Consider the following 19,591-nt stretch of genomic DNA (forward strand, 5'->3'; position numbering starts at 1 on the left):
CTAATGGAGAAACTTGGCGCGCTGTTGCAAAGCGCTACAAAATCAGCAAATTCACCGTCTATAGCTGGATTAAAAATCCCCATCCTAAAGGCTTTACTGAGCGTAAGCCCTCAAAGATTGATGATGAAGCCTTGCTTAAGGATATTGAGCAGTATCCCGATGATTACCAATGGGAAAGCGCTAGACGTTTTAATTGCTCGCAATCAGCGATTTGTTATGCTCTAAAGCGACTAAAGATAACGCATAAAAAAAGATTAACCAACATCCAAAAGCCGACACAGAGAAAAGAGAGCACTTTCAAGAACAAATAGTAGATAAGACCGCTCAAGACAAACCGATAGTCTATCTTGATGAATGTGGTTTTAAAGCCTTTGATCATAGACCTTATGGCTACAGCACAAAAGGACAAGTTTGTCATGGAAGTGATAACTGGCACTTAAAGAACCAGAGCAATGCGATTGGAGCCATTATCAATGGAGAATTGTTTGCCTTACGCTTATATGATGGTTCTATTAACAGCGATATTTTCTCTCATTGGGTGAGAGAAGCACTGTTACCTGAGTTACCTAAAAACAGTGTAATTGTCATGGACAATGCCGCTTTTCATAAACGCAGTGATATTCAAGCAATCATTGAAGAGCATGGGCATGAGATAGTTTGGTTACCCCCTTAATAGTCCAGACTTAAATCCCATTGAAAAGATGTGGGCTTGGATTAAGCAAATACGCAAAGAATGGCGGATGGATTGTATTGATACTTTATCCTTTTATCTGCTTTGGATTGGATTGGGTTTTAGATGATTTCACTATAACCAATAGCAGTATTAACGGAGATATTTTTAAGGTTTGGGTCGAGAAGATATTGTTACCTGAATTACCGAAAAACAGTGTTGTCACAGATAATGCAGTCTTTCATAAGAGGGAAAATACAAAAGAACGCATTGAAAATGTATATTTGGCGATTATGAAAGATAGATTGTATTGATACTTTGTTTAGAATATCTATGCAATGTAAGGTTTTTTAGCTATAGATGAATAAGATGAACATCCATACTTTACTAGAGTAGCGGTATAGTTTCTGTACCTCTTTTACTAGCCTTTGCCTATATATAAAAGAGCTCTCAAAAATTTGAGAACTCTTTTATTATAAATTTCCAATGATTAATGCATTGGTTGATAAGCAGCATTTGGATTATTTTGATCGATTGCTTTAATGAAAATTTCTACGCGACGATTTTGCTGACGCCCTTGCGCTGTCGCATTAGATGCACGAGGATAATTTTCTCCAAAACCACGCACAACAATTCGTTGAGGATTAACTCCTTGGCTCATCAAATATTGAGCTGCGGAATTAGCTCTACGCTCTGATAAGCCTAAATTATAATTCGCATTCCCCGTATTATCTGTATAGCCATACACATGAACGATTGTTTGCGGATACTGATTTAGTGTTTGAGCAACCGTATTTAAAGTTGAATAAAAGTTTGGCTGAATTTGATATTGATTAGTTGCAAATAAAACATCACCCGGGATATTTAATTGAAGTGTGCTTTCATTAATACGAGAAACATTTACTCCAGTCCCCTGTAATTGTTGTTGCAATTGTTCTTGTTGGCGGTTCATATAGTTACCAATAGCTGCGCCTGCTAAAGCTCCTGCTACTGCGCCAACATAACGACCATTTTTATGGTTCACTTGATGCCCTAATACACCACCAGCTACTGCACCGACAGCTGCACCAAGAGCTGCTTCCTGATTTTGTGTCATGCCTGTACAACCAGATAAAATCAAAGCGACAACCAATGATAAATATGAAGAATATTTAGTTTTCATAATTTCTCCTATTAAAGAATTCACTTAAGCATAATAAAAACTAGAAAAAGAATAATAACAATCTATTCATGTTTATGTTCTAAAAGCATATCACCATTAACGAATAACAATTTTCCAATCTCCATTTACTTTTTTCAAGTGAATGTTATTGGTATCTGAGTTTTTACCATCAATGGCTTTATTTAAAGTAATGGTTAGCGGAACAGTCGCAGTTGTTTTATCTTGATTATATTCTACTTTCCCAGCTTCAATAGATTTAATCCCACCAGCTTTTTCAATTTGTGTTTTCATCCCAGCTGCCATCATTGCAATAAACATATTAGCTTGTTGCTGCTCTTTTTCGCTTAAATAATTACCAGAAGTATCTACTAATGCAACCGCTTTACTAGCATCACCCTGAAACATTTCCTTAAAAAATATTTCTGCTATTTCTGCTGGTTTATCCTTGCCACCACAAGCAACTAAAAAAGTAATAACCGTACTCAACAATAAAAGATGAATAATTTTCTTCATGAATTTTCTCCTTAAAGTCCTACTTTACCATAATCATCCGTTATCCATATAAAAAATCATGAGGCTGTAATAATAAACTCTAATATTATTAGTAGATGTAATTTTGAAGTGCAACGCTGCTGAATCTAGATTTTATCTCAAGAGAAGTTAAGAACCCCAAACATTTTCTAGGACGATTATTCAAGTTGTTCTCTATCATCTGTATTTCAGCTTCAGTGATTTTATCTAATGGTCGTGATTTGGGGAGAAATTGACCAATCAAGCCATTAGTATTTCAGTAGTTCCACGCTGCTAATAATGATAAGGTTTAGCAAAATAAATATCTACCTTTAAGGCTCTGCTTATCTGCTGATGGTTAAGTAAATTTTTTGTCATTATCAAAAGTAATGCTGTGTATTGACTCTGCTTTAAGTTGCTCAATACACTGATAAGTCACCTCACTGGCTTTGCGAGTCATTAACTTTGTTAGCTTTAACTCTCTTGTTGCATGATCAACAAGCGTTAGCTCGTTTTTCCGTACTGAGATTGGCTGTCTATGGTTCGTTAGTTTGTATGCAAGCTAAGCCCATTCAGCTATAGTGAAATGCTACTAGAATAGTTACAGTATTAAGATAAATGAATAAAGTAAGCATATGTATTATTACTGAAATAGCGATCTAATTTTCTGTAACTCTTTTATTAGTCTTTTACTATATATATCAAGCGCAGGCTGAGCAAGTTTAATGGTGTTACAGCTAATTTGGAGCTTTATTTAAAAGAGTGCGAGTGGCGTTGGAATCAGAACTCTAATAATCTGTAACGCCATTTTTGGAGCTTGATTAAGTGATCTTTATAAACTTTGCTAGTCTAGAGCCATATTGGTCATGAAATGACTTCTGCAAATTCATTTTATAGCAGAGTTCCCAAAAAAATGCATACGGTACTTTTGAATAGAAGGCTATTTTCAAAGTGGGTATTGAGTTAGTGTTGTATGTATTTTGAGGAAGTTGGCTATATTGTGAGATATTGATAGATTTTTGGTAAATATTTCTGTTGTCCTGTTTTTTATTTGAAAAGATAGATAAAACTAAGCATTGTCAATATAGATGTGTTTTTCAAGTGATTTGATTTGATCTCGTAGGGCGGCTGCTTTTTCAAACTCTAAATCTTGAGCATATTCCAACATTTGTTTCTCAAGTTTTTTCATTTCTTTTTCGGCTTCAGCAGGCGTGAGGGTGTGGTATTTGCCACTATTCTCTTGATGTGCTTTTTTCGCTTTGACCGCAATGTTGGCACCTTCCATAACATCCGCGACCTTTTTATGGATAGTTTTTGGCGTAATGCCGTGTGCTTCGTTATGTGCGATTTGTTTTTCTCGACGACGAGCAGTTTCTTTCATTGCCTTATCCATCGAAGCGGTAATTGTGTCGGCGTAAAGAATTGCCATGCCATTGGCGTTTCGTGCGGCACGTCCAATGGTTTGAATGAGTGCACGTTCTCCACGTAAAAATCCTTCTTTATCAGCATCAAAAATAGCTACTAGAGAAACTTCTGGCATATCTAGTCCTTCGCGTAAAAGGTTAATGCCAACTAATACATCGAATTCACCTAGACGTAAATCACGAATAATTTCCATTCGCTCAACGGTGTTGATATCTGAGTGGATATAGCGCACTTTTATGCCATGCTCCATTAAAAAATCGGTGAGGTCTTCGCTCATTTTTTTGGTTAGCGTGGTAATCAATACTCGCTCATTGATTGCAGTACGTTTGTGAATTTCGCTTAATACATCATCAACTTGACGACTTACAGGGCGAACTTCAACGATAGGGTCGAGTAAGCCTGTCGGGCGAACAACTTGTTCGATAATTTGTTCGCTGTGTTCTAGTTCATAAGGCCCGGGTGTGGCGCTGATATAAAGTGTTTGAGGCGCTAAATGCTCAAATTCTTCAAAACGTAATGGACGATTATCTAAGGCAGAAGGTAAACGAAATCCATATTCGACTAATGTTTCTTTACGAGACCGGTCGCCTCGATACATACCATTTAACTGTGGTATGGTTACATGGCTTTCATCAATCATCAAAATCGCATCATGCGGTAGGTAATCATGCAAAGTAGGTGGCGGTTCACCCGGTTTACGCCCAGATAGATAACGACTATAGTTTTCAATGCCAGAACAATAGCCAAGCTCTTGCATCATTTCTAAATCAAATTTGGTGCGTTGTTCTAATCGTTGGGCTTCTACCAATTTATTCTGTGCGTGTAAAATGATTAAGCGTTCTTTTAATTCTGTTTTAATACTTTCAATGGCTTCAATAATGGTTTCGCGCGGAGTAGCATAGTGCGTTTTGGGATAGATAGTTACTCTTGGGATGGGGTCGAGTAACTCACCCGTTAATGGGTCAAAATAGCGAATAGATTCAACTTCATCATCAAATAGTTCTACGCGTAAAGCATACCAATCACTCTCAGCAGGCATGATGTCAATCACATCTCCGCGAACGCGGAAAGTTCCCCGTAATAACTGCAAATCATTGCGGGTATATTGCAATTCAGCTAATTGAGAGAGCATTTCACGTTGGTTAATTCGGCTCCCACGGTTGATGTGCAAAACCATTTTCATATAAAGCTTAGGGTCGCCAAGACCATAAATAGAGGAAACGGATGCGACGATAATGGTATCGCGCCGTTCTAGAATGGCTTTAGTCGCCGATAAGCGCATTTGTTCGATATGCTCATTGATAGAGGCATCTTTTTCAATAAAAGTATCTGATGCAGGCACATAAGCTTCTGGTTGGTAATAATCATAGTAGGAAACAAAGTATTCCACTGCGTTATTAGGAAAAAATTCTCGCATTTCGCCATAAAGCTGTGCGGCAAGCGTTTTATTAGGAGCAAGAATAATAGCGGGGCGGTTGGCTTTTGCAATCACATTCGCCATGGTGTAAGTTTTACCAGAACCGGTTACGCCTAATAAGGTTTGTTTTGCCAGACCGTCTTCTAAGCCTTCTAATATTTTGGCAATCGCTGTTGGTTGATCGCCAGCAGGGGCATAGTCTGATTTGAGTTCAAAAGCATCAGATTTAGACATAAGAATTTTTTAGAGTGCCAATTACAACACTATTATAAAACAGTTTAGTCTCTATATTTGGAAAAGGTAGATTGGTTAGATAGCTGTGCTTTTAAACTTGTTGATACTGGGAAATAGAAAGTTGTCATGATGACATTGAGGCTTATTAAGAAGCTATTGACAGAGTTTTAGCTAATATTTCAAAGCGTAATAGATTAAATTGAGATAAAAAACCCCACAAAATTGTGGGGAATAACTGTCACATTGCAACTTAAGTCTAGTATAAATTATTTTGCGTAAAAAACAAGATTTTTATCATAAAATCAATATAGTATATTTTTAGTTCTATATAAAATGTTAATAACATTCGTGCGAAATGTTTTTTGAAGCGGTAGAATAATAACGTTTTGATTGCAAAAAATGAAGGAATGTCTATGCATCGTTATGTTCTAGTTATCAACTGTGGGTCTTCAAGCTTAAAATTTGCGGTTATAGATCCACAAACGGGTGATTGTCCTTTAAAAGGACTGGCTGAAAGATTAGGCCAAGGGCATGAGGTTGGCGATTTTTCTTATAAAGTTGCGAATGAAAAATTTGCTTTGACTTTACATCCAGGAACACATGACGCTGCGATGAAACAAATTGTTGAAGTTCTAGAAGAGCAAGGACTTATGGCAGAGATTAGCGCAGTAGGACATCGAATTGTTCATGGGGGAGAGTATTTTTCTGAATCAGTTCGTATTGAAGACGATGTTCGTGATAAAATTGCTGACTGTATCCGCTTAGCGCCTTTACACAATCCTGCACATATCACAGGTATTGATGCTGCACAAAAAAGTTTTCCTGATTTGGTGCAAGTGGTGGTCTTCGATACAGCTTTTCATCAAAAGATTCCAGAAAAAGCGTATTTATATGCTTTACCTTATCGCTATTATCAGTCTTATCATATTCGTCGATATGGTTTCCATGGGACATCTTATCGTTATGTGAGTGCGCAGTTACCAAAACTTATTGACATTGAAAAACCAAAGTCAATTGTCTGTCATTTAGGCAATGGTGGCTCCGTCGCTGCAATTGATGGCGATCATTCTTTAGATACCACAATGGGATTAACGCCTTTAGAAGGTATTGTGCATGGAACACGCTCTGGTGATATTGATCCTGCTATTCCAAGAATTTTAACGGAGCAATTTGGTATTAGCATCCATGAAGTGGGTGAAGTCTTATGGAAAAAATCTGGACTTTTAGGGCTGTCTGAAATTTCTAATGATTGTCGAACATTAGAAGAAGAAATGAATAAGGGTAATCTCGCTGCAATTCGTGCTTTAGAAGTGTATTGTTACCGTCTAGCTAAGCATATTGCGGCACAAATGGTTGCTTTAAATGGATGTGACGTTTTAGTGTTTACAGGCGGTATCGGTGAAAACTCCGCTTTTGTACGTAAAAGAACAGTAGAGCATTTAGGCTTTTTAGGCTTCAAATTAGATGAAGATTTAAATAATGAAGTGCTATATGGTAAAACTGGCGCAATTTCTGCTCAAGATAGCAAACCTATTTGGGTTGTCCCAACAAATGAAGAGTTAATGATTGCGCGTGATACGCTAGCATTAGCAGAAATAGCAGAGAAGGAATAATCATGACGAAAACGGTTTTAGTGGTTGGAACTCATGCGGGAGTTGGATTGACTTCTGCGGTAATGGGGATTTTCCATGCTTTAGACCAAAAAGGTGTAAAGGTTGGCTTTTTTAAACCTGTATTGCAATATGCTGAAGGGCTAACAACAGATTTAAGTTATGATTTGATGGCAAGATATGTGCGTGGTCAATCTCAGCCTTTAAGTCCAGAAGCTGTGCAAAAAGCGCTAGATACGCATTCTTTAGATGAGCTAATGGAGCTCTTGATTCAGCGTTTTGAAGCGGCAAAAGGCGATGCTGATATTGTGATTTTAGAAGGATTACTAGAAAGCTCTAACGTGCCTTATGCGAGTCAATTAAATCAGGCGGTTGCACGGGCATTAGATGCAGACGTGATTATTGTTGCTAGTGCAAAAATAGATTCTGCTGTGCGCTTAGAAAATCAGATTGATTTTGTTGCAGAAGAATTTGGCGGATACCGTAAAAAGCATTTGTTGGGTGCGGTTATTAATCATGTAGGAATTGAGAACGGATTGACAGCAGAAGCGGTTCGGCAATTAGGGAATTTTGCGCAAGGAAATTTCCGTTTGTTAGGTATGGTTCCTGAAAAATTAGAGCTTTCTGCTCCTAGAGTGAGTGATTTGCAAAAGCATTTAAACGCTACGGTTTTATTTGCTGGCGAAATGGCGCAAAGACGGGTGCAAGAGTTTGTGATGTTTGCCCGTACAGTTCCTAATGCTACTAAATATTTAATTCCTAATAATTGTATTTTTTGTCCCGGTGATCGGGATGATGCATTAATGGCGGTAACTATTTCAGCATCCGCTGGAACGCAATTAGCGGCATTAGTACTGACTGGACCCACTGAACCAAGTAAAACCGTCTTTGATTTATGTCGTCCGCTTTTAGAAAAAAGTGGTTTGCCATTGTTGCATATTGATTCAAGCAGCTGGGGATTAGTCGATAAAATGAAAGGATTTAATCGCTATTTACCCGTAGATGATGAAGAGCGTATTCGTTTAACGCAAGAATTTTTCGCAGAACATATTGGTTCAGATTGGGCGCAAGATTATCTTTTAACCATGCGTGAAAGCGTACTTTCACCAGCCTCTTTCCGCTATCAGCTTGTTAAGCAGGCAATCGCTGCTGGTAAGACGATTGTATTACCAGAGGGAGATGAACCGCGTACAGTAGTTGCAGCCGCTCAAGTCGCTGCTCGAAAAATGGCGAAATGCGTATTATTAGCTGAACCAGAAAGTGTCAAACGAGTGGCGGAACAACAAGGTGTTGAGCTTGGGGAAGGCATTGTTATTATCAATCCCGCAGATGTACGCGAAAATTATGTGGCGCGTCTGATAGAGTTGCGTGCAAAGAAAGGAATGACAGAATCGATTGCGCGTGAGCAATTAGAAGACAATGTTATGCTCGGAACGATGATGCTAGAAGCTGGCGAAGTTGATGGCTTAGTGTCTGGTGCGGTTCATACCACAGCAAATACGATGCGTCCGCCGTTACAAATTATTAAAACGGCGCCGGGAGCGAAAATGGTGTCATCCGTCTTCTTTATGTGTTTGCCAGATAAGGTTATGGTTTATGGAGATTGTGCTATTGTGCCAAAACCTGATGCCGATGAACTTGCGCAAATTGCCATTCAATCAAATGATACCGCAAAAGCTTTTGGTATTTCGCCTAAGGTTGCCATGATTTCTTATTCAACTGGAAGCTCTGGTTCGGGAGAAGAGGTTGAAAAGGTAAAAGCAGCAACGGATAAGGTGAGAGAATTGCGTCCAGATATTATTGTTGATGGACCTTTGCAGTATGATGCTGCGGCTGTCGCTTCTGTCGCTGCCAGTAAAGCGCCGAATTCACCCGTAGCTGGGCAAGCAACGGTTTTTGTATTTCCAGATTTAAATACGGGGAATACGACTTATAAAGCCGTTCAGCGGAGTGCAAATGCGGTATCTATGGGACCAGTATTGCAAGGAATGCGTAAGCCTGTGAACGATTTGTCTCGCGGCGCGTTGATAGACGATATTATTTATACCATTGCTATTACGGCTGTGCAGGCAGCTCAAAATGATGCTTGATAATGCAAAATGGCTTGAGGCAGTTCGCTTTAATGCTGATGGCTTGGTTTGTGTGGTTACTCTAGATGCGGAAAGTGGCGCAGTATTGATGCAAGCGTGGATGAATAGGGAAACGTTATTAGAAACGGTCGCCATCGGTGAGATGGTCTATTATAGCCGTTCTCGAAAACAGCGCTGGCATAAGGGGGAAACCTCTGGTCATACGCAAGTGGTTGAGAATTTATGGTTAGATTGTGATGGAGATGCCGTTCTTGCTGTTGTTCATCAAAAGGGCGGTATTGCTTGTCATACGGGGCGGCATAATTGTTTTTATCGTTGTCTTGAAGACGGTGAATGGGTTGAAAAAGAGCCTGTTTTAAAATCACCAAAGGAAATTTATGGATAAAAATGTTTTTGCCGTGCTAGAAGAAATGATAGCAAATCGTAAAACTGCTGAAACAAACATCAGTTATACTGCCCAACTTCTGCAAGGAAATATTGATAAATTGCTGAAAAAAATTGGTGAAGAAGCGACAGAAGTCGTTATTGCCAGTAAAGGAGCTGAAAAATCAGAAGTGATTTATGAAAGCTGCGATCTTATTTATCATTTAATGGTGCTTTGGGCGCGCGAAGGTATCACATTAAATGATATTTCTATAGAATTATCCCGTCGGTTCGGACAATCCGGACTAGAGGAAAAAGCTAATCGTTAACAATGAGAGAGTATTTATGGGAATTAGTCCAATTCAATTACTAATTGTTTTAGTTATCGTCGTGTTAATTTTTGGCGGTAAACGCTTACGCAATTTAGGGTCTGATTTAGGTAGTGCTATCAATGGCTTTAAAAAAGAAATGAAAAATAATGAAGAAGAAAAGAATCAGCAAGAGCGTGTAACGCATCTAGAAGACAGTCGTATTATTGATGCAGAAGTGAAACACAAAGATGAAACAAAAGGTTAAAGGTGTTTGATATTGGCTTTTGGGAACTGGTAACGATTGCGATAATTGGGATCGTTGTTGTTGGACCCGATAAGTTACCTGAAGTGGTGCGCAAAGTCATGGCAACTGTGCGTAAATTTCGTCGAATGTTTGATGATGTGAAACACGATATTGAGCGTGAGCTAGAAATTGATGAAATGCGACGATATGTGGAAGAAACCGATATTCAAGAGCATATCCGAAAGTTAAATCAGTCCGTGATAGATGGTGAAAAAGGCATCAAAACAGAGGGAAAAGCGATTTTAGATAGCCTTGATAAAGAGATTAAGTCGGTAGAAAAGACGATTAGTCATGCAGAAATTGATGAATCAAGCCATACTCCGCCTGAAAAACCTATTAATCCCGAAGCAGAAAAAGACAGCGGCATCGAACATAAATCTTCTTAAATTTATATGACAAATCAATCCATGGATGAAACAGACGATCGTGAAATGTCTGTGGTCGATCATTTAATTGAGTTGCGTAGTTGCATACTCTATATTCTTTTGGCGTTAGCATTAGTATTTGTTGCTTTATTGCCGTTTAATCATCAGATTTATGACTGGTTTGCGCGTCCGGTATTAAATAATTTATTACCTGGTCAAAAAATGTTGGTTTATCAGCCAATTGATGCTTTTTTAACGCCGATTAAAGTTTGCTTGTTTGTTGCTGTATTGATAACGATTCCCTGGAGTTTGTATCAAATTTGGCGATTTATTGCGCCTGGAATGTATCGACACGAAAAACGTATGATGCTTCCTATTTTGGTCAGCGGAACGGCGCTATTTTATATTGGTGTGATTTTCGCTTATTTCGTAATTCTCCCATTGATGTTCGCTTTTTTATTGAAGCAAGGAACGGCGTTAACAGATGTTGCAGTGATGCCTGATATTACCAACTATCTAGGCTTAAGCTTAAAAATGTTTATGGCATTTGGTTTGGTATTTGAGGTGCCAGTTGCAACGGTTATTTTAGTGCAAATGGGTGTCGTTGAGATAAAAACACTTACTAGCAAACGACCTTATATTGTGTTAATTGCTTTTGTCGTTGGCATGGTGCTAACTCCTCCAGATATGTTTTCGCAAATTTTATTGGCAGTACCAATGTTAATTTTGTTTGAAGGTGGTGTGTTAGTAGCAAAATATTTACAAAAAAAGTCCGAGAAGAATCATGAGTCAGAATAATGATGCAGATGTACTAATTATTGGTGCTGGTCCATCTGGAGCAGTCGCCGCTGCAGGTTTAGTTCGGTTAGGATATAAAGTATTAGTTTTAGAGAAAATGCACTTTCCTCGCTTTGTGATTGGTGAGAGCTTGTTGCCGTCTTTAATGCCAATGTTAGATGAAGTTGGGCTAGGTGATGCCGTTAGAGCAGGCGGTTTTCAACGCAAATTTGGCGCACGATTTACTTGGGGTGAGTGTAACGTCTTTATTGATTTTCGGGATAATTTTGGAAATTTTAATGGCGAAGTTTATGAAGTTAAGCGTGCTGAATTTGATAAATTGCTCATTGATGCTGCTGAAGCACAAGGAGTAGAGGTATGCTATGGACAAACAGTCACAGATTGTCAAATAGATGAAAAAGGCGTTGTATTAGCTGTTGAATCAGAAAACGGAGAAAAATATCAAGTTCGTGGGCAATTTGTTTTAGATGCGAGTGGTTACGGACGGGTATTGCCGCGTTTGCTCAATTTAGAAACGCCTTCTGACTTAAAACCTCGACAAGTCTATTCTGTTCATATTCGCGATAAGATTGATTCAGCAAATTATGATCGCGATTTGATTACATTAGCTACATTACCAAATGATAGACAAAAATGGATGTGGTTAATTCCTTTTTCAGATGGGACGGCTTCAACAGGCGTTTTAGGTACACCTGAAGAAATGGAATGTGAGAATCCTTTAGCGCAGATACGCGCACATGCTGATAAAGTCCCTTATTTTAAAGAAATTTTAGTTAATGCAGATTGGGAAATTGGCGCTCCTGTTCGGTGTTTTAAAAACTTTTCGGCGAATGTGAAAGCCTTATGCGGAGAGCGTTTTGCTTTATTAGGAAATGCAGCAGAGTTTTTAGATCCAGTTTTTTCTTCTGGCGTTGCTATTGCAGTATATTCTGCACGCTTAGCCACGCAATTATTAGACCGCCAATTTAAGGGCGAGCAGGTGGATTGGCAAACAGCTTTTGAAGAAGAAATGCGCTTTGGCATTCGGGTATTTAAAACTTATGTAGATGGTTGGTATGATGGGCGTTTTCAAGATGTGATTTATTCAGTCAAAGACAGTCCTGATATCCGACGCTATATCAGTTCGATTTTGGCGGGCTATGCTTGGGATAGAAGTAATCCGTTTGTAGTAGAACCGGAGCGACGATTGAATATGGTTGCGAATGCGATTAGGGAGTATGGTCTTGCGCACCCTTAAAAAATGCTGGTGTTTGCTTTTGATAACAGCTTGTGCCAGTAAAAATAACCTTTTATTACCGATCGTAGCGCCAACAGCGCACGAGGCTCGTTGGCAAATTGAACAGGCGGAAACGCCTAGTTTGGTGGTAGCCGTTCCAGAAGGAAAAAATTGGCGTTGGGTGTGGACAGATGCTTTAGGCATTCCAATTGCTCGTCAAACATTAGTTAATCAGAAATGGGAAGAGGATGGACTATTACCGCCAAATGCGACGGCAAAGGCTTTATTTACCGCATTGATGATTTTGGATATGTCTAAAGAGGAGCGAGGAAAAGTTTTTCCAAACTTAGGTATGGGGATATCAAGTACGCTTTCTGATGTATTAGGAAAAAAATCTGAGATTAAAAAATCTTTTCATATTTTCAAGAGAACTGAGCAACCACCATCGGCATTTAAGCCTATACCATTATTATTTCTCTATACTTGTGTAGAAAAATTGAAAGAGGAACATTCAATAGTTTCACAGCTTGAACAGCAGTGTTCATCAAATACTACTATAGAGCTTACGCTCTATCCGAAACAAACCGTTTTAACCGTGCATCGTCTGCCATGAGAATTTATCTTGAACAACCAGCCATTATCAGCGCACTGGGCAGTGGCGCACAAGAAACGCTAAACAGTCTCTTTTCGGATAAGGATACGCTTAGTCAAGAAGCGGGGTTTATGCCTGATGCTGAGCAAGAGATGACTGTTGGGCGCGTGCATGAAACATTAGCAGATTTTCCCGAAGATACGCCAGAGTATTTAAAAAGCCGAAATAATCGTTTATTAGAAACGGCTTTACAACAAATTGCACCTGCAATAGCGCAAACGATTACGCTTTATGGCAAAGAGCGAGTAGCTGTCGTCTTAGGAACTTCTACCACTGGCAGCGATGAAAATGAAATGGCATTTCGACGCTATGTAGAAGAAGGAACACCATGGGAAGAAACAGGCTATAGCCAAAATAAGCAATTATTAGCTTCGCCTGCGGTTTATTTGGCTTGGCGCTTTGGGATTGCATCGCCTGCTTATGGCATTTCAACAGCCTGCACCTCTGGGGCGAAAACGTTAATTTCTGCAGCGCGTTTATTGAAAAGCGGAATGGTAGATGCCGTTATTTGTGGTGGTGTTGATAGTCTATCGCCATTTACTTTAAATGGCTTTAATAGTTTATCGGTATTATCTCCAACACCTTGTCATCCTTTTGGCGCAGATAGAAGTGGAATCAATATTGGAGAAGGGGCAGCAATTTTTATTGCAACTCGTGAACCAACGCAAGATAAAGTCCATTTAGCAGGTTATGGTGCTGGAAGCGATGCTTATCATATGTCCACACCTCGTCCAGATGGTGTAGGCGCATTAGCGGTTATGTCGCAGGCGCTACATAAAGCAAAGCGTACTTCTCAAGAAATTGGCTGGATTAACGCACATGGAACAGGAACGCAAGCAAATGATGCGATGGAAGCTTTAGCCATTGAAAAATTATTTGACGCATCCGTTCCAGTGACTTCGACGAAATCCCGTACAGGACATTGCTTAGGGTCAGCTGGTGCAATAGAAGCGGCGATTGCATGGCTAATTACGGCAAAATCTACTAATCCTAATGCAAAATTACCGGCACAAGGATATTTGCTTGATCCCTCATTATCTGCCATTCATTTATCAACAGAAAATAATGAATTAAAGCATAGAAGGGTTTTGAGTAATTCTTTCGCTTTTGGCGGAAATAATACGGCTTTATTATTGGAGGTAGAAGATGATGATTGAGCCAGCCAGTCACTTATTGCCTCAAAGTGGTCGTATGGCAATGATTAGCCGAATAGTTGAATATGGTGATAATTGGCTTTCGGCAGAAAGCGATATTGATGAGCAGCATATTTTTGTAGAAGAAGGTCAACTGCCGGCTTGGGCGGCGATTGAAATTATGGCACAGACTATCGCGGCTTTAGCAGGTGTTAGAGCGCAAGCACTAGGAGAACCGGTAAAAACAGGTTTTTTATTAGGGACAAGAAAGTTTAATGCTATTCAAGCAAGTTTTGCGGTTCCTTGTATTTTGAGAAGCGAAATAGAAGAAGCCATGATTGATGCAAATGGTTTTGGTGTTTATGCTTGTCGCTTATTAAATCAACAAAATATGCTTTTAGCAGAGGCAAATATTAATGTATTTTGCCCGCCGAATATTCAAGATTTTATTGGAGAGTCTTCATGATGACAGAAACTGTTTTGGTAACAGGTTCAAGTCGCGGAATTGGACGAGCAATTGCCTTAAATGCGGCAAAAGAGGGTTATGATGTGGTTTTACATTGCCGTAACCGCCGTGAATTAGCCGAACAAGTAGCTAAAGAAATCCACGAGCTAGGAATAAATACCCGTATTTTACAATTTGATGTTGCGAATCGTGAGGCAGCTAAAGCTACGTTGGAAGCTGATATTGAGCAAAATGGTGCTTATTATGGCGTAGTATTAAATGCCGGTTTGACGCGAGATAATGCTTTTCCTGCTTTTACCGATGAAGATTGGGATAGTGTTCTAAGAACCAATTTAGATGGTTTTTATAATGTTTTGCATCCGCTGATTATGCCGATGATTAGAAGACGAAAAGCCGGTCGAATTATTTGTATGGCATCGGTTTCAGGATTGGTAGGGAATCGCGGGCAAGTGAATTATAGTGCTTCTAAAGCCGGATTGATTGGTGCAGCAAAAGCATTGGCAGTTGAGTTGGCAAAACGCAAAATTACCGTCAACTGCGTTGCTCCCGGACTCATTGAAAGCGATATGATTGATGAAAATGTGCCAGTCGCGGAAATTTTAAAAGCAATTCCTGCCGCACGAATGGGAACAGCAGAAGAAGTAGCGCATACAGTCGCTTTTCTGCTTTCTAAGCAAGCGGCTTATATTACCCGACAAGTTATTGCGGTTAATGGTGGTCTATGCTAAAGCGAGTCGTTGTGACAGGCATGGGGGGCGTTACCGCTTTCGGTAATTCTTGGCAGAGCATTCGTGAAAAAATGTTGCGATATGAGAATGCGGTTATCGCGATGCCAGAGTGGGATAGGCATGTATCATTAGAAACACGCCTAGCTGCTCCAATTTTGGATTATCAACCGCCTGAATATTGGACAAGAAAGCAATTACGTAGCTTAGGCAGAGTATCGCAATTTTGTGTTGAAGCGGCAGAGCATGCGCTTGAAATGGCAGGTTTATTAAATCATCCAGAGATGGATATTAAAGATGGGCGATTAGGCGTTGCTTCAGGCTCTTCTACAGGTTCTACACCAGATATCTTAGCGATGGCGGAGCTTATCTCACAAGGAGATAGTCACAATTTTAATGCAAATACTTATATTCGAATGATGCCACATACAACGGCTGCCAATGTGGCAATCTTTTATGGATTGACGGGAAGAATTATTCCGACTTCCTGTGCTTGTGCTTCTGCGACACAAGCGATTGGCTATAGCTTTGAAGCGATTCGATACGGGCAAATTGACATGATGTTAGCTGGAGGCGGTGAAGAGCTTTGCGTTTCAGAGTCTTATGTTTTTGATGCGCTTTATGCCACTAGCAGAAAAAATCAAGCGCCTAAAGCGACGCCAGCACCTTACGATACAGATCGAGATGGTTTGGTTATTGGTGAGGGTGGGGCTTTTTTAGTTTTAGAGTCTTTAGAGAGCGCATTGGCGAGAGGAGCGACCATATATGCAGAAATTGTTGGCTATGGTAGTAATGCAGACGGAACACATGTGACGCGCCCGGAAGCAGCTACTATGGAAAAATGTATGGCGTTAGCGCTGAAATCTGCGCAATTGAAACCAGAACAAATTGCTTATGTGAATGGTCACGGTACGGCGACAGAGCAAGGAGATATTGCAGAAACTCAAGCAACAGCAGCTTTGATGCCAAATGTACCTATTTCAAGCCAAAAAAGCTATTTTGGGCATACCTTAGGCGCCTGTGGCAGTATGGAAGCATGGTTTTCTATTGAGATGATGCGCGAAAGTCTATTTATGCCGACAATCAATTTACATGAAGTAGATTCACGTTGTGGAAAGTTAGACTATATTCAAGAAAGCGCTAGAGCAATTAACGCAGATTATGTAATGAGTAATAATTTTGCATTTGGTGGTGTAAATGCTTCATTAATTTTTAAACGCTGGGAATCTTAATTATAGTCTAACTTTTATAAGATTATTCTTCGTCAATGAAACTTTCTAGCATATCTTGTGAAGGGACGAAGAATAGCGTGCCAGTTTTAGCTTCACTAAAATCTAATATGCGGTCATAATTTCCTTCTGGTTCGCCAATAAACATATGTTCGAGCATGTGCTCAAGTGTAGAGAAGTATCTAGCGTATGCAATAAAGTAAGTTCCCATTTCATTATCGGAAATGCTGCCAAAAGGTACATTATCACGAATAACTTTTTTATCATCACCAATATTGGTTAGTGCAATATGAGCGTTACTGGGTTTTGTCTCTTCATCCATTTCAATGTCGTCAGCTTTACTACGACCAATTACCTTTTCCTGCTCTGGAATAGGCAGCGCACGCCAAGCACGCATATCATGAATATATTTCTGAACAAAAAGATAGCTTCCTCCTTTATATTGAGGATCTTCATCGCCAATAAGTCCAAATTCTGCTCTGGCTTCTCCCTGAGGATTTTCTGTACCATCGACAAATCCTAAAATACTGCGACCATCCCAGTAGCGAAAACCATGAATCTCTTCGATACTATCAGCGACAGGATATAAACATTCACTAATATTAGCAGCAATATCAATGCAATGACTTTGGCTATTACTGCGAATATGAATATGTAAGTCACCACGAGTAGAAACAGCAGTATATTTATTGCCTTTAATTGGTTTAAAAGGTGAAAATTCTTTTGGTAAAGGTGCCGGTAATTGAAGGGCTTGCCAAGCTTCATAACCAATCCCTAAAACAATGCTAGCGCAAGCATTTGGAAAGCGTGTCTGAGAGCTGTTATTTAAATTAATCACCAATGCACATAGTTTGCGAAAGACAGATAGTATTTCAGAGGATCTGTTTTGATGAAAATTCCAAACCATAAAGATGGTATTATGATTAGGATTATCTAGAACTCGCTGGGTATTAATGCTCATGAGATATGTCCTTTTATAAAATAGATGAATTTTTATTATTTTATTAGAAAGTTATCTTTTTTGTATTCTAGATTATGATAAAAAATGTAAATAAAAAATTTTTATTATAAAAGCGTATGATTTTTAGTTGTTTTTTTGTATTTTTTAAAATGTGTTTGTATTGTTATATATACTTGAAAAGTATTTAGCTATAATCCAAATGAAATGGTATCGTTTTTAGGAGTAAAGATGGCAGATAAGCAAAAAAGAATAACGCTAATGTTCAGTGGAATAGGCGCATGGAGCTTGATTTTATTCGCTTGGGCATATTTAGAACATGTTCTTTATTTAGCACCATGTCCATTATGTATGATGCAGCGTTTAGCATTTTTCTTAGTTGGTTTAATGTTTATGATTGAAGCGATTTTTTGGCCAGAAAAACCTTTTGCTGATTTGTTAATGAAATTATTTAAATTTTCGGCTATTTTTTTGGGAATTGGATTGGCAGCTCGTCATATCTGGATTCAAAATTTACCTCCAGATCAAATTCCGGCTTGCGGATTTGATTTTTGGGGAACATTAGATCAAAAAGGTTTTTGGGGTGGGCTTTTACAGTCTATGAAAGGGACAGGAGATTGTGCTGTACCTGATAAATTTTTATGGTTTACTATTCCAACATGGTCATTAGCGGCTTTTATTGGATTATTACTAGTTGCAATTTTTTGTGGAAAAAATAAAAAGCATTAAGTGAGAAAATTTTGTAGTAGTGGTTTGAAAAGTATGCTAACCATACTCTTACAAAAAATATTTCTTTTAATATATTGATATTTAAATATTTAACTACCATTGGATTATTTGATAAAATTCCAGCATACTTTTCAAACCACTACCAAATTGTTTTTTTTGCAAAGGTCTCAATTAGGTTCTTGATAGCTATACCCCATGCCACGATGCGTTTGGATTAACGCTGCGTCCGCACCGGCTTCGCGCAGTTTTTTACGTAGGGATTTAATATGGGTATCAATTGTGCGCGCATCAGACGGATGATTGGACGTAAAAATGCTGGTGAGTAATTGTTCGCGAGAAAAAACGCGCTTAGGATGCGCGAGTAGCACGGTAAGTAAACGATATTCGGCTAAGGTTAACGGTAAGATTTTTTCTTGATAAGTGATTTGTTGCCTGTCTGAATGCATTTGAAGTATTTTTACAGGCAGATGCGAGGAAATAAGCTGACTGCGTTTTAAAACGGCTTTTACTCGCGCGGTCAACTCTCGTGGGCTAAAGGGTTTACCAACATAATCATCCGCACCCAATTCTAGTCCTAATATGCGGTCAATTTCATCATTACGGGCGGTTAGCATAATCACGGGTAAAGTAAAGTCTTTTGCTCTAAGGTTTTTTAAAAACGTTAGTCCATCGGTATCAGGTAAACCTACATCTAAAATAAGTAAGCTGGGGTGTAATTGTTCCAGTAATTGCAAGCCAGTTTGCGCGCTATGGCAATAGTCAACGCAAAATCCTTCTCGCTTTAAAGCAAAGCTAATTAATTCCGCAATTTCAATTTCATCTTCAATAATTAAAATAGCATTCATATCATCAGATTAGTAGAGTATTTATCAATGATTATCTCTTCTTTCGTTAATTTTACAGTAAGCTTTATTTTTTACGGTTTTATTTCAAAAAAATTGAATTTTTATTTTATCTCTGTTTGTTCACGCATCAATAATAGGTTTTTTGTATCATAGCGTATAAATAGAAAGGCGATGAGAAAATTCTTTTATCTTGATTTTCTTAGTCAGAATGAATTTTTTGGAGGACAAAATGCCATTATTATTGTTTTTTGGCGTATGGGGTTTATTGGAATTAGTGGTATTGGTAGCGGTCGCAGGTGCTATTGGCGCATTGTGGACGATTTTTTTATTGATAATAAGCGCAGTCATCGGCATTTGGGTCTTACGCGGTCAACAAATG

At 38.9% G+C, this 19,591-nt stretch carries 22 protein-coding genes and 1 pseudogene; 18 read left to right on the forward strand and 5 right to left on the reverse strand.

The annotated features are described in order from the left end of the window. Positions 1-311, forward strand: a 311-nt coding sequence (locus A5N85_RS03435) for an IS630 transposase-related protein (RefSeq protein WP_072575985.1), incomplete at its 5' end; no start/stop codon positions are given. A 26-nt stretch (positions 312-337) separates the two neighbouring features. Next, positions 338-673: a transposase gene (locus A5N85_RS14555; protein ID WP_249023921.1), complete on the forward strand. Its 336-nt coding sequence runs from the start codon at positions 338-340 to the stop codon at positions 671-673. A gap of 487 nt (positions 674-1,160) precedes the next feature. On the opposite strand, the gene A5N85_RS03445 is transcribed toward A5N85_RS14555, so the two are convergent. Both A5N85_RS03445 and A5N85_RS03450 read right to left on the reverse strand, forming a co-directional pair. Further along, the gene (locus A5N85_RS03445) at positions 1,161-1,832 is read right to left on the reverse strand and encodes a YiaD family glycine zipper/OmpA-like lipoprotein (RefSeq protein WP_072575987.1); all 672 of its coding nucleotides are present in this window, start codon (positions 1,830-1,832) and stop codon (positions 1,161-1,163) included. A 96-nt stretch (positions 1,833-1,928) separates the two neighbouring features. Beyond that, on the reverse strand, positions 1,929-2,345 hold the full coding sequence (locus tag A5N85_RS03450) for a DUF4878 domain-containing protein (RefSeq protein WP_072575988.1): 417 nt from the start codon (positions 2,343-2,345) through the stop codon (positions 1,929-1,931). A gap of 694 nt (positions 2,346-3,039) precedes the next feature. Between A5N85_RS03450 and A5N85_RS14980 the strand changes: the two are divergent. Then, a pseudogene (locus tag A5N85_RS14980) lies at positions 3,040-3,144 on the forward strand (IS1595 family transposase); the annotation flags it as partial. Positions 3,145-3,411: 267 nt separating this feature from the next. On the opposite strand, the gene uvrB reads toward A5N85_RS14980, so the two are convergent. Beyond that, on the reverse strand, positions 3,412-5,418 hold the full coding sequence (uvrB, locus tag A5N85_RS03455) for an excinuclease ABC subunit UvrB (RefSeq protein ID WP_072575989.1): 2,007 nt from the start codon (positions 5,416-5,418) through the stop codon (positions 3,412-3,414). 413 nt (positions 5,419-5,831) lie between these two features. On the opposite strand from uvrB, the gene A5N85_RS03460 reads away from it, so the two are divergent. Genes A5N85_RS03460 through A5N85_RS03520 form a run of 13 tightly spaced genes read left to right on the forward strand, consistent with a single transcriptional unit; the run spans position 5,832 to position 16,683 of the window. Further along, positions 5,832-7,031, forward strand: coding sequence for an acetate/propionate family kinase (locus A5N85_RS03460; protein WP_072575990.1), 1,200 nt, complete (start codon positions 5,832-5,834; stop codon positions 7,029-7,031). A gap of 2 nt (positions 7,032-7,033) precedes the next feature. Further along, positions 7,034-9,118 carry a phosphate acetyltransferase gene (gene pta, locus A5N85_RS03465; RefSeq protein ID WP_072575991.1) on the forward strand — a complete coding sequence of 695 codons (2,085 nt, stop codon included), beginning with the start codon at positions 7,034-7,036 and terminating at the stop codon, positions 9,116-9,118. Continuing rightward, positions 9,108-9,503 (forward strand): phosphoribosyl-AMP cyclohydrolase, encoded by a 396-nt coding sequence (hisI, locus tag A5N85_RS03470; RefSeq protein ID WP_245936026.1) that lies wholly within the window; start codon positions 9,108-9,110, stop codon positions 9,501-9,503. Before pta ends, hisI begins: the two co-directional genes overlap by 11 nt. Beyond that, entirely contained in the window at positions 9,496-9,810 is a 315-nt protein-coding gene (locus A5N85_RS03475) for a phosphoribosyl-ATP diphosphatase (RefSeq protein ID WP_072575992.1), read from the forward strand. The genes hisI and A5N85_RS03475 overlap by 8 nt, the downstream gene beginning before the upstream one ends. A gap of 16 nt (positions 9,811-9,826) precedes the next feature. After that, positions 9,827-10,057: a twin-arginine translocase TatA/TatE family subunit gene (gene tatA / locus A5N85_RS03480; RefSeq protein ID WP_072575993.1), complete on the forward strand. Its 231-nt coding sequence runs from the start codon at positions 9,827-9,829 to the stop codon at positions 10,055-10,057. 2 nt (positions 10,058-10,059) lie between these two features. After that, a complete protein-coding gene (gene tatB, locus A5N85_RS03485) occupies positions 10,060-10,482 on the forward strand; it encodes a Sec-independent protein translocase protein TatB (RefSeq protein WP_072575994.1) in 423 nt (140 codons plus the stop codon). A gap of 6 nt (positions 10,483-10,488) precedes the next feature. Next, the gene (gene tatC, locus A5N85_RS03490; protein ID WP_072575995.1) at positions 10,489-11,259 is read left to right on the forward strand and encodes a twin-arginine translocase subunit TatC; all 771 of its coding nucleotides are present in this window, start codon (positions 10,489-10,491) and stop codon (positions 11,257-11,259) included. Then, positions 11,246-12,496 carry an NAD(P)/FAD-dependent oxidoreductase gene (locus tag A5N85_RS03495; RefSeq protein ID WP_072575996.1) on the forward strand — a complete coding sequence of 417 codons (1,251 nt, stop codon included), beginning with the start codon at positions 11,246-11,248 and terminating at the stop codon, positions 12,494-12,496. Before tatC ends, A5N85_RS03495 begins: the two co-directional genes overlap by 14 nt. A gap of 19 nt (positions 12,497-12,515) precedes the next feature. Beyond that, positions 12,516-13,088 carry a hypothetical protein gene (locus A5N85_RS03500; RefSeq protein ID WP_143143167.1) on the forward strand — a complete coding sequence of 191 codons (573 nt, stop codon included), beginning with the start codon at positions 12,516-12,518 and terminating at the stop codon, positions 13,086-13,088. After that, positions 13,085-14,284 (forward strand): beta-ketoacyl-ACP synthase, encoded by a 1,200-nt coding sequence (locus A5N85_RS03505; RefSeq protein ID WP_072575998.1) that lies wholly within the window; start codon positions 13,085-13,087, stop codon positions 14,282-14,284. The genes A5N85_RS03500 and A5N85_RS03505 overlap by 4 nt, the downstream gene beginning before the upstream one ends. Then, the gene (locus tag A5N85_RS03510) at positions 14,274-14,726 is read left to right on the forward strand and encodes a hotdog family protein (RefSeq protein ID WP_072575999.1); all 453 of its coding nucleotides are present in this window, start codon (positions 14,274-14,276) and stop codon (positions 14,724-14,726) included. The genes A5N85_RS03505 and A5N85_RS03510 overlap by 11 nt, the downstream gene beginning before the upstream one ends. Continuing rightward, a complete protein-coding gene (gene fabG, locus A5N85_RS03515) occupies positions 14,726-15,454 on the forward strand; it encodes a 3-oxoacyl-ACP reductase FabG (protein WP_072576005.1) in 729 nt (242 codons plus the stop codon). Before A5N85_RS03510 ends, fabG begins: the two co-directional genes overlap by 1 nt. Then, positions 15,448-16,683, forward strand: coding sequence for a beta-ketoacyl-ACP synthase (locus tag A5N85_RS03520; RefSeq protein ID WP_072576000.1), 1,236 nt, complete (start codon positions 15,448-15,450; stop codon positions 16,681-16,683). Before fabG ends, A5N85_RS03520 begins: the two co-directional genes overlap by 7 nt. 22 nt (positions 16,684-16,705) lie before the next feature. Here the strand turns inward: A5N85_RS03520 and A5N85_RS03525 are convergent, their stop codons facing one another. Then, the gene (locus A5N85_RS03525; protein ID WP_072576001.1) at positions 16,706-17,641 is read right to left on the reverse strand and encodes a Dyp-type peroxidase; all 936 of its coding nucleotides are present in this window, start codon (positions 17,639-17,641) and stop codon (positions 16,706-16,708) included. A 258-nt stretch (positions 17,642-17,899) separates the two neighbouring features. On the opposite strand from A5N85_RS03525, the gene A5N85_RS03530 reads away from it, so the two are divergent. Further along, positions 17,900-18,367 (forward strand): disulfide bond formation protein B, encoded by a 468-nt coding sequence (locus A5N85_RS03530; protein WP_282955984.1) that lies wholly within the window; start codon positions 17,900-17,902, stop codon positions 18,365-18,367. A gap of 167 nt (positions 18,368-18,534) precedes the next feature. Here A5N85_RS03530 and A5N85_RS03535 read toward each other — a convergent pair whose 3' ends face one another. After that, a complete protein-coding gene (locus A5N85_RS03535) occupies positions 18,535-19,212 on the reverse strand; it encodes a response regulator (RefSeq protein WP_072576003.1) in 678 nt (225 codons plus the stop codon). 229 nt (positions 19,213-19,441) lie between these two features. Here A5N85_RS03535 and A5N85_RS17540 point away from each other — a divergent pair. Beyond that, positions 19,442-19,591, forward strand: a 150-nt coding sequence (locus A5N85_RS17540; RefSeq protein ID WP_169818612.1) for an FxsA family protein, incomplete at its 3' end; no start/stop codon positions are given.

It is taken from the genome of Suttonella ornithocola (assembly GCF_001889065.1).
Lineage (GTDB): Bacteria > Pseudomonadota > Gammaproteobacteria > Cardiobacteriales > Cardiobacteriaceae > Suttonella_A > Suttonella_A ornithocola.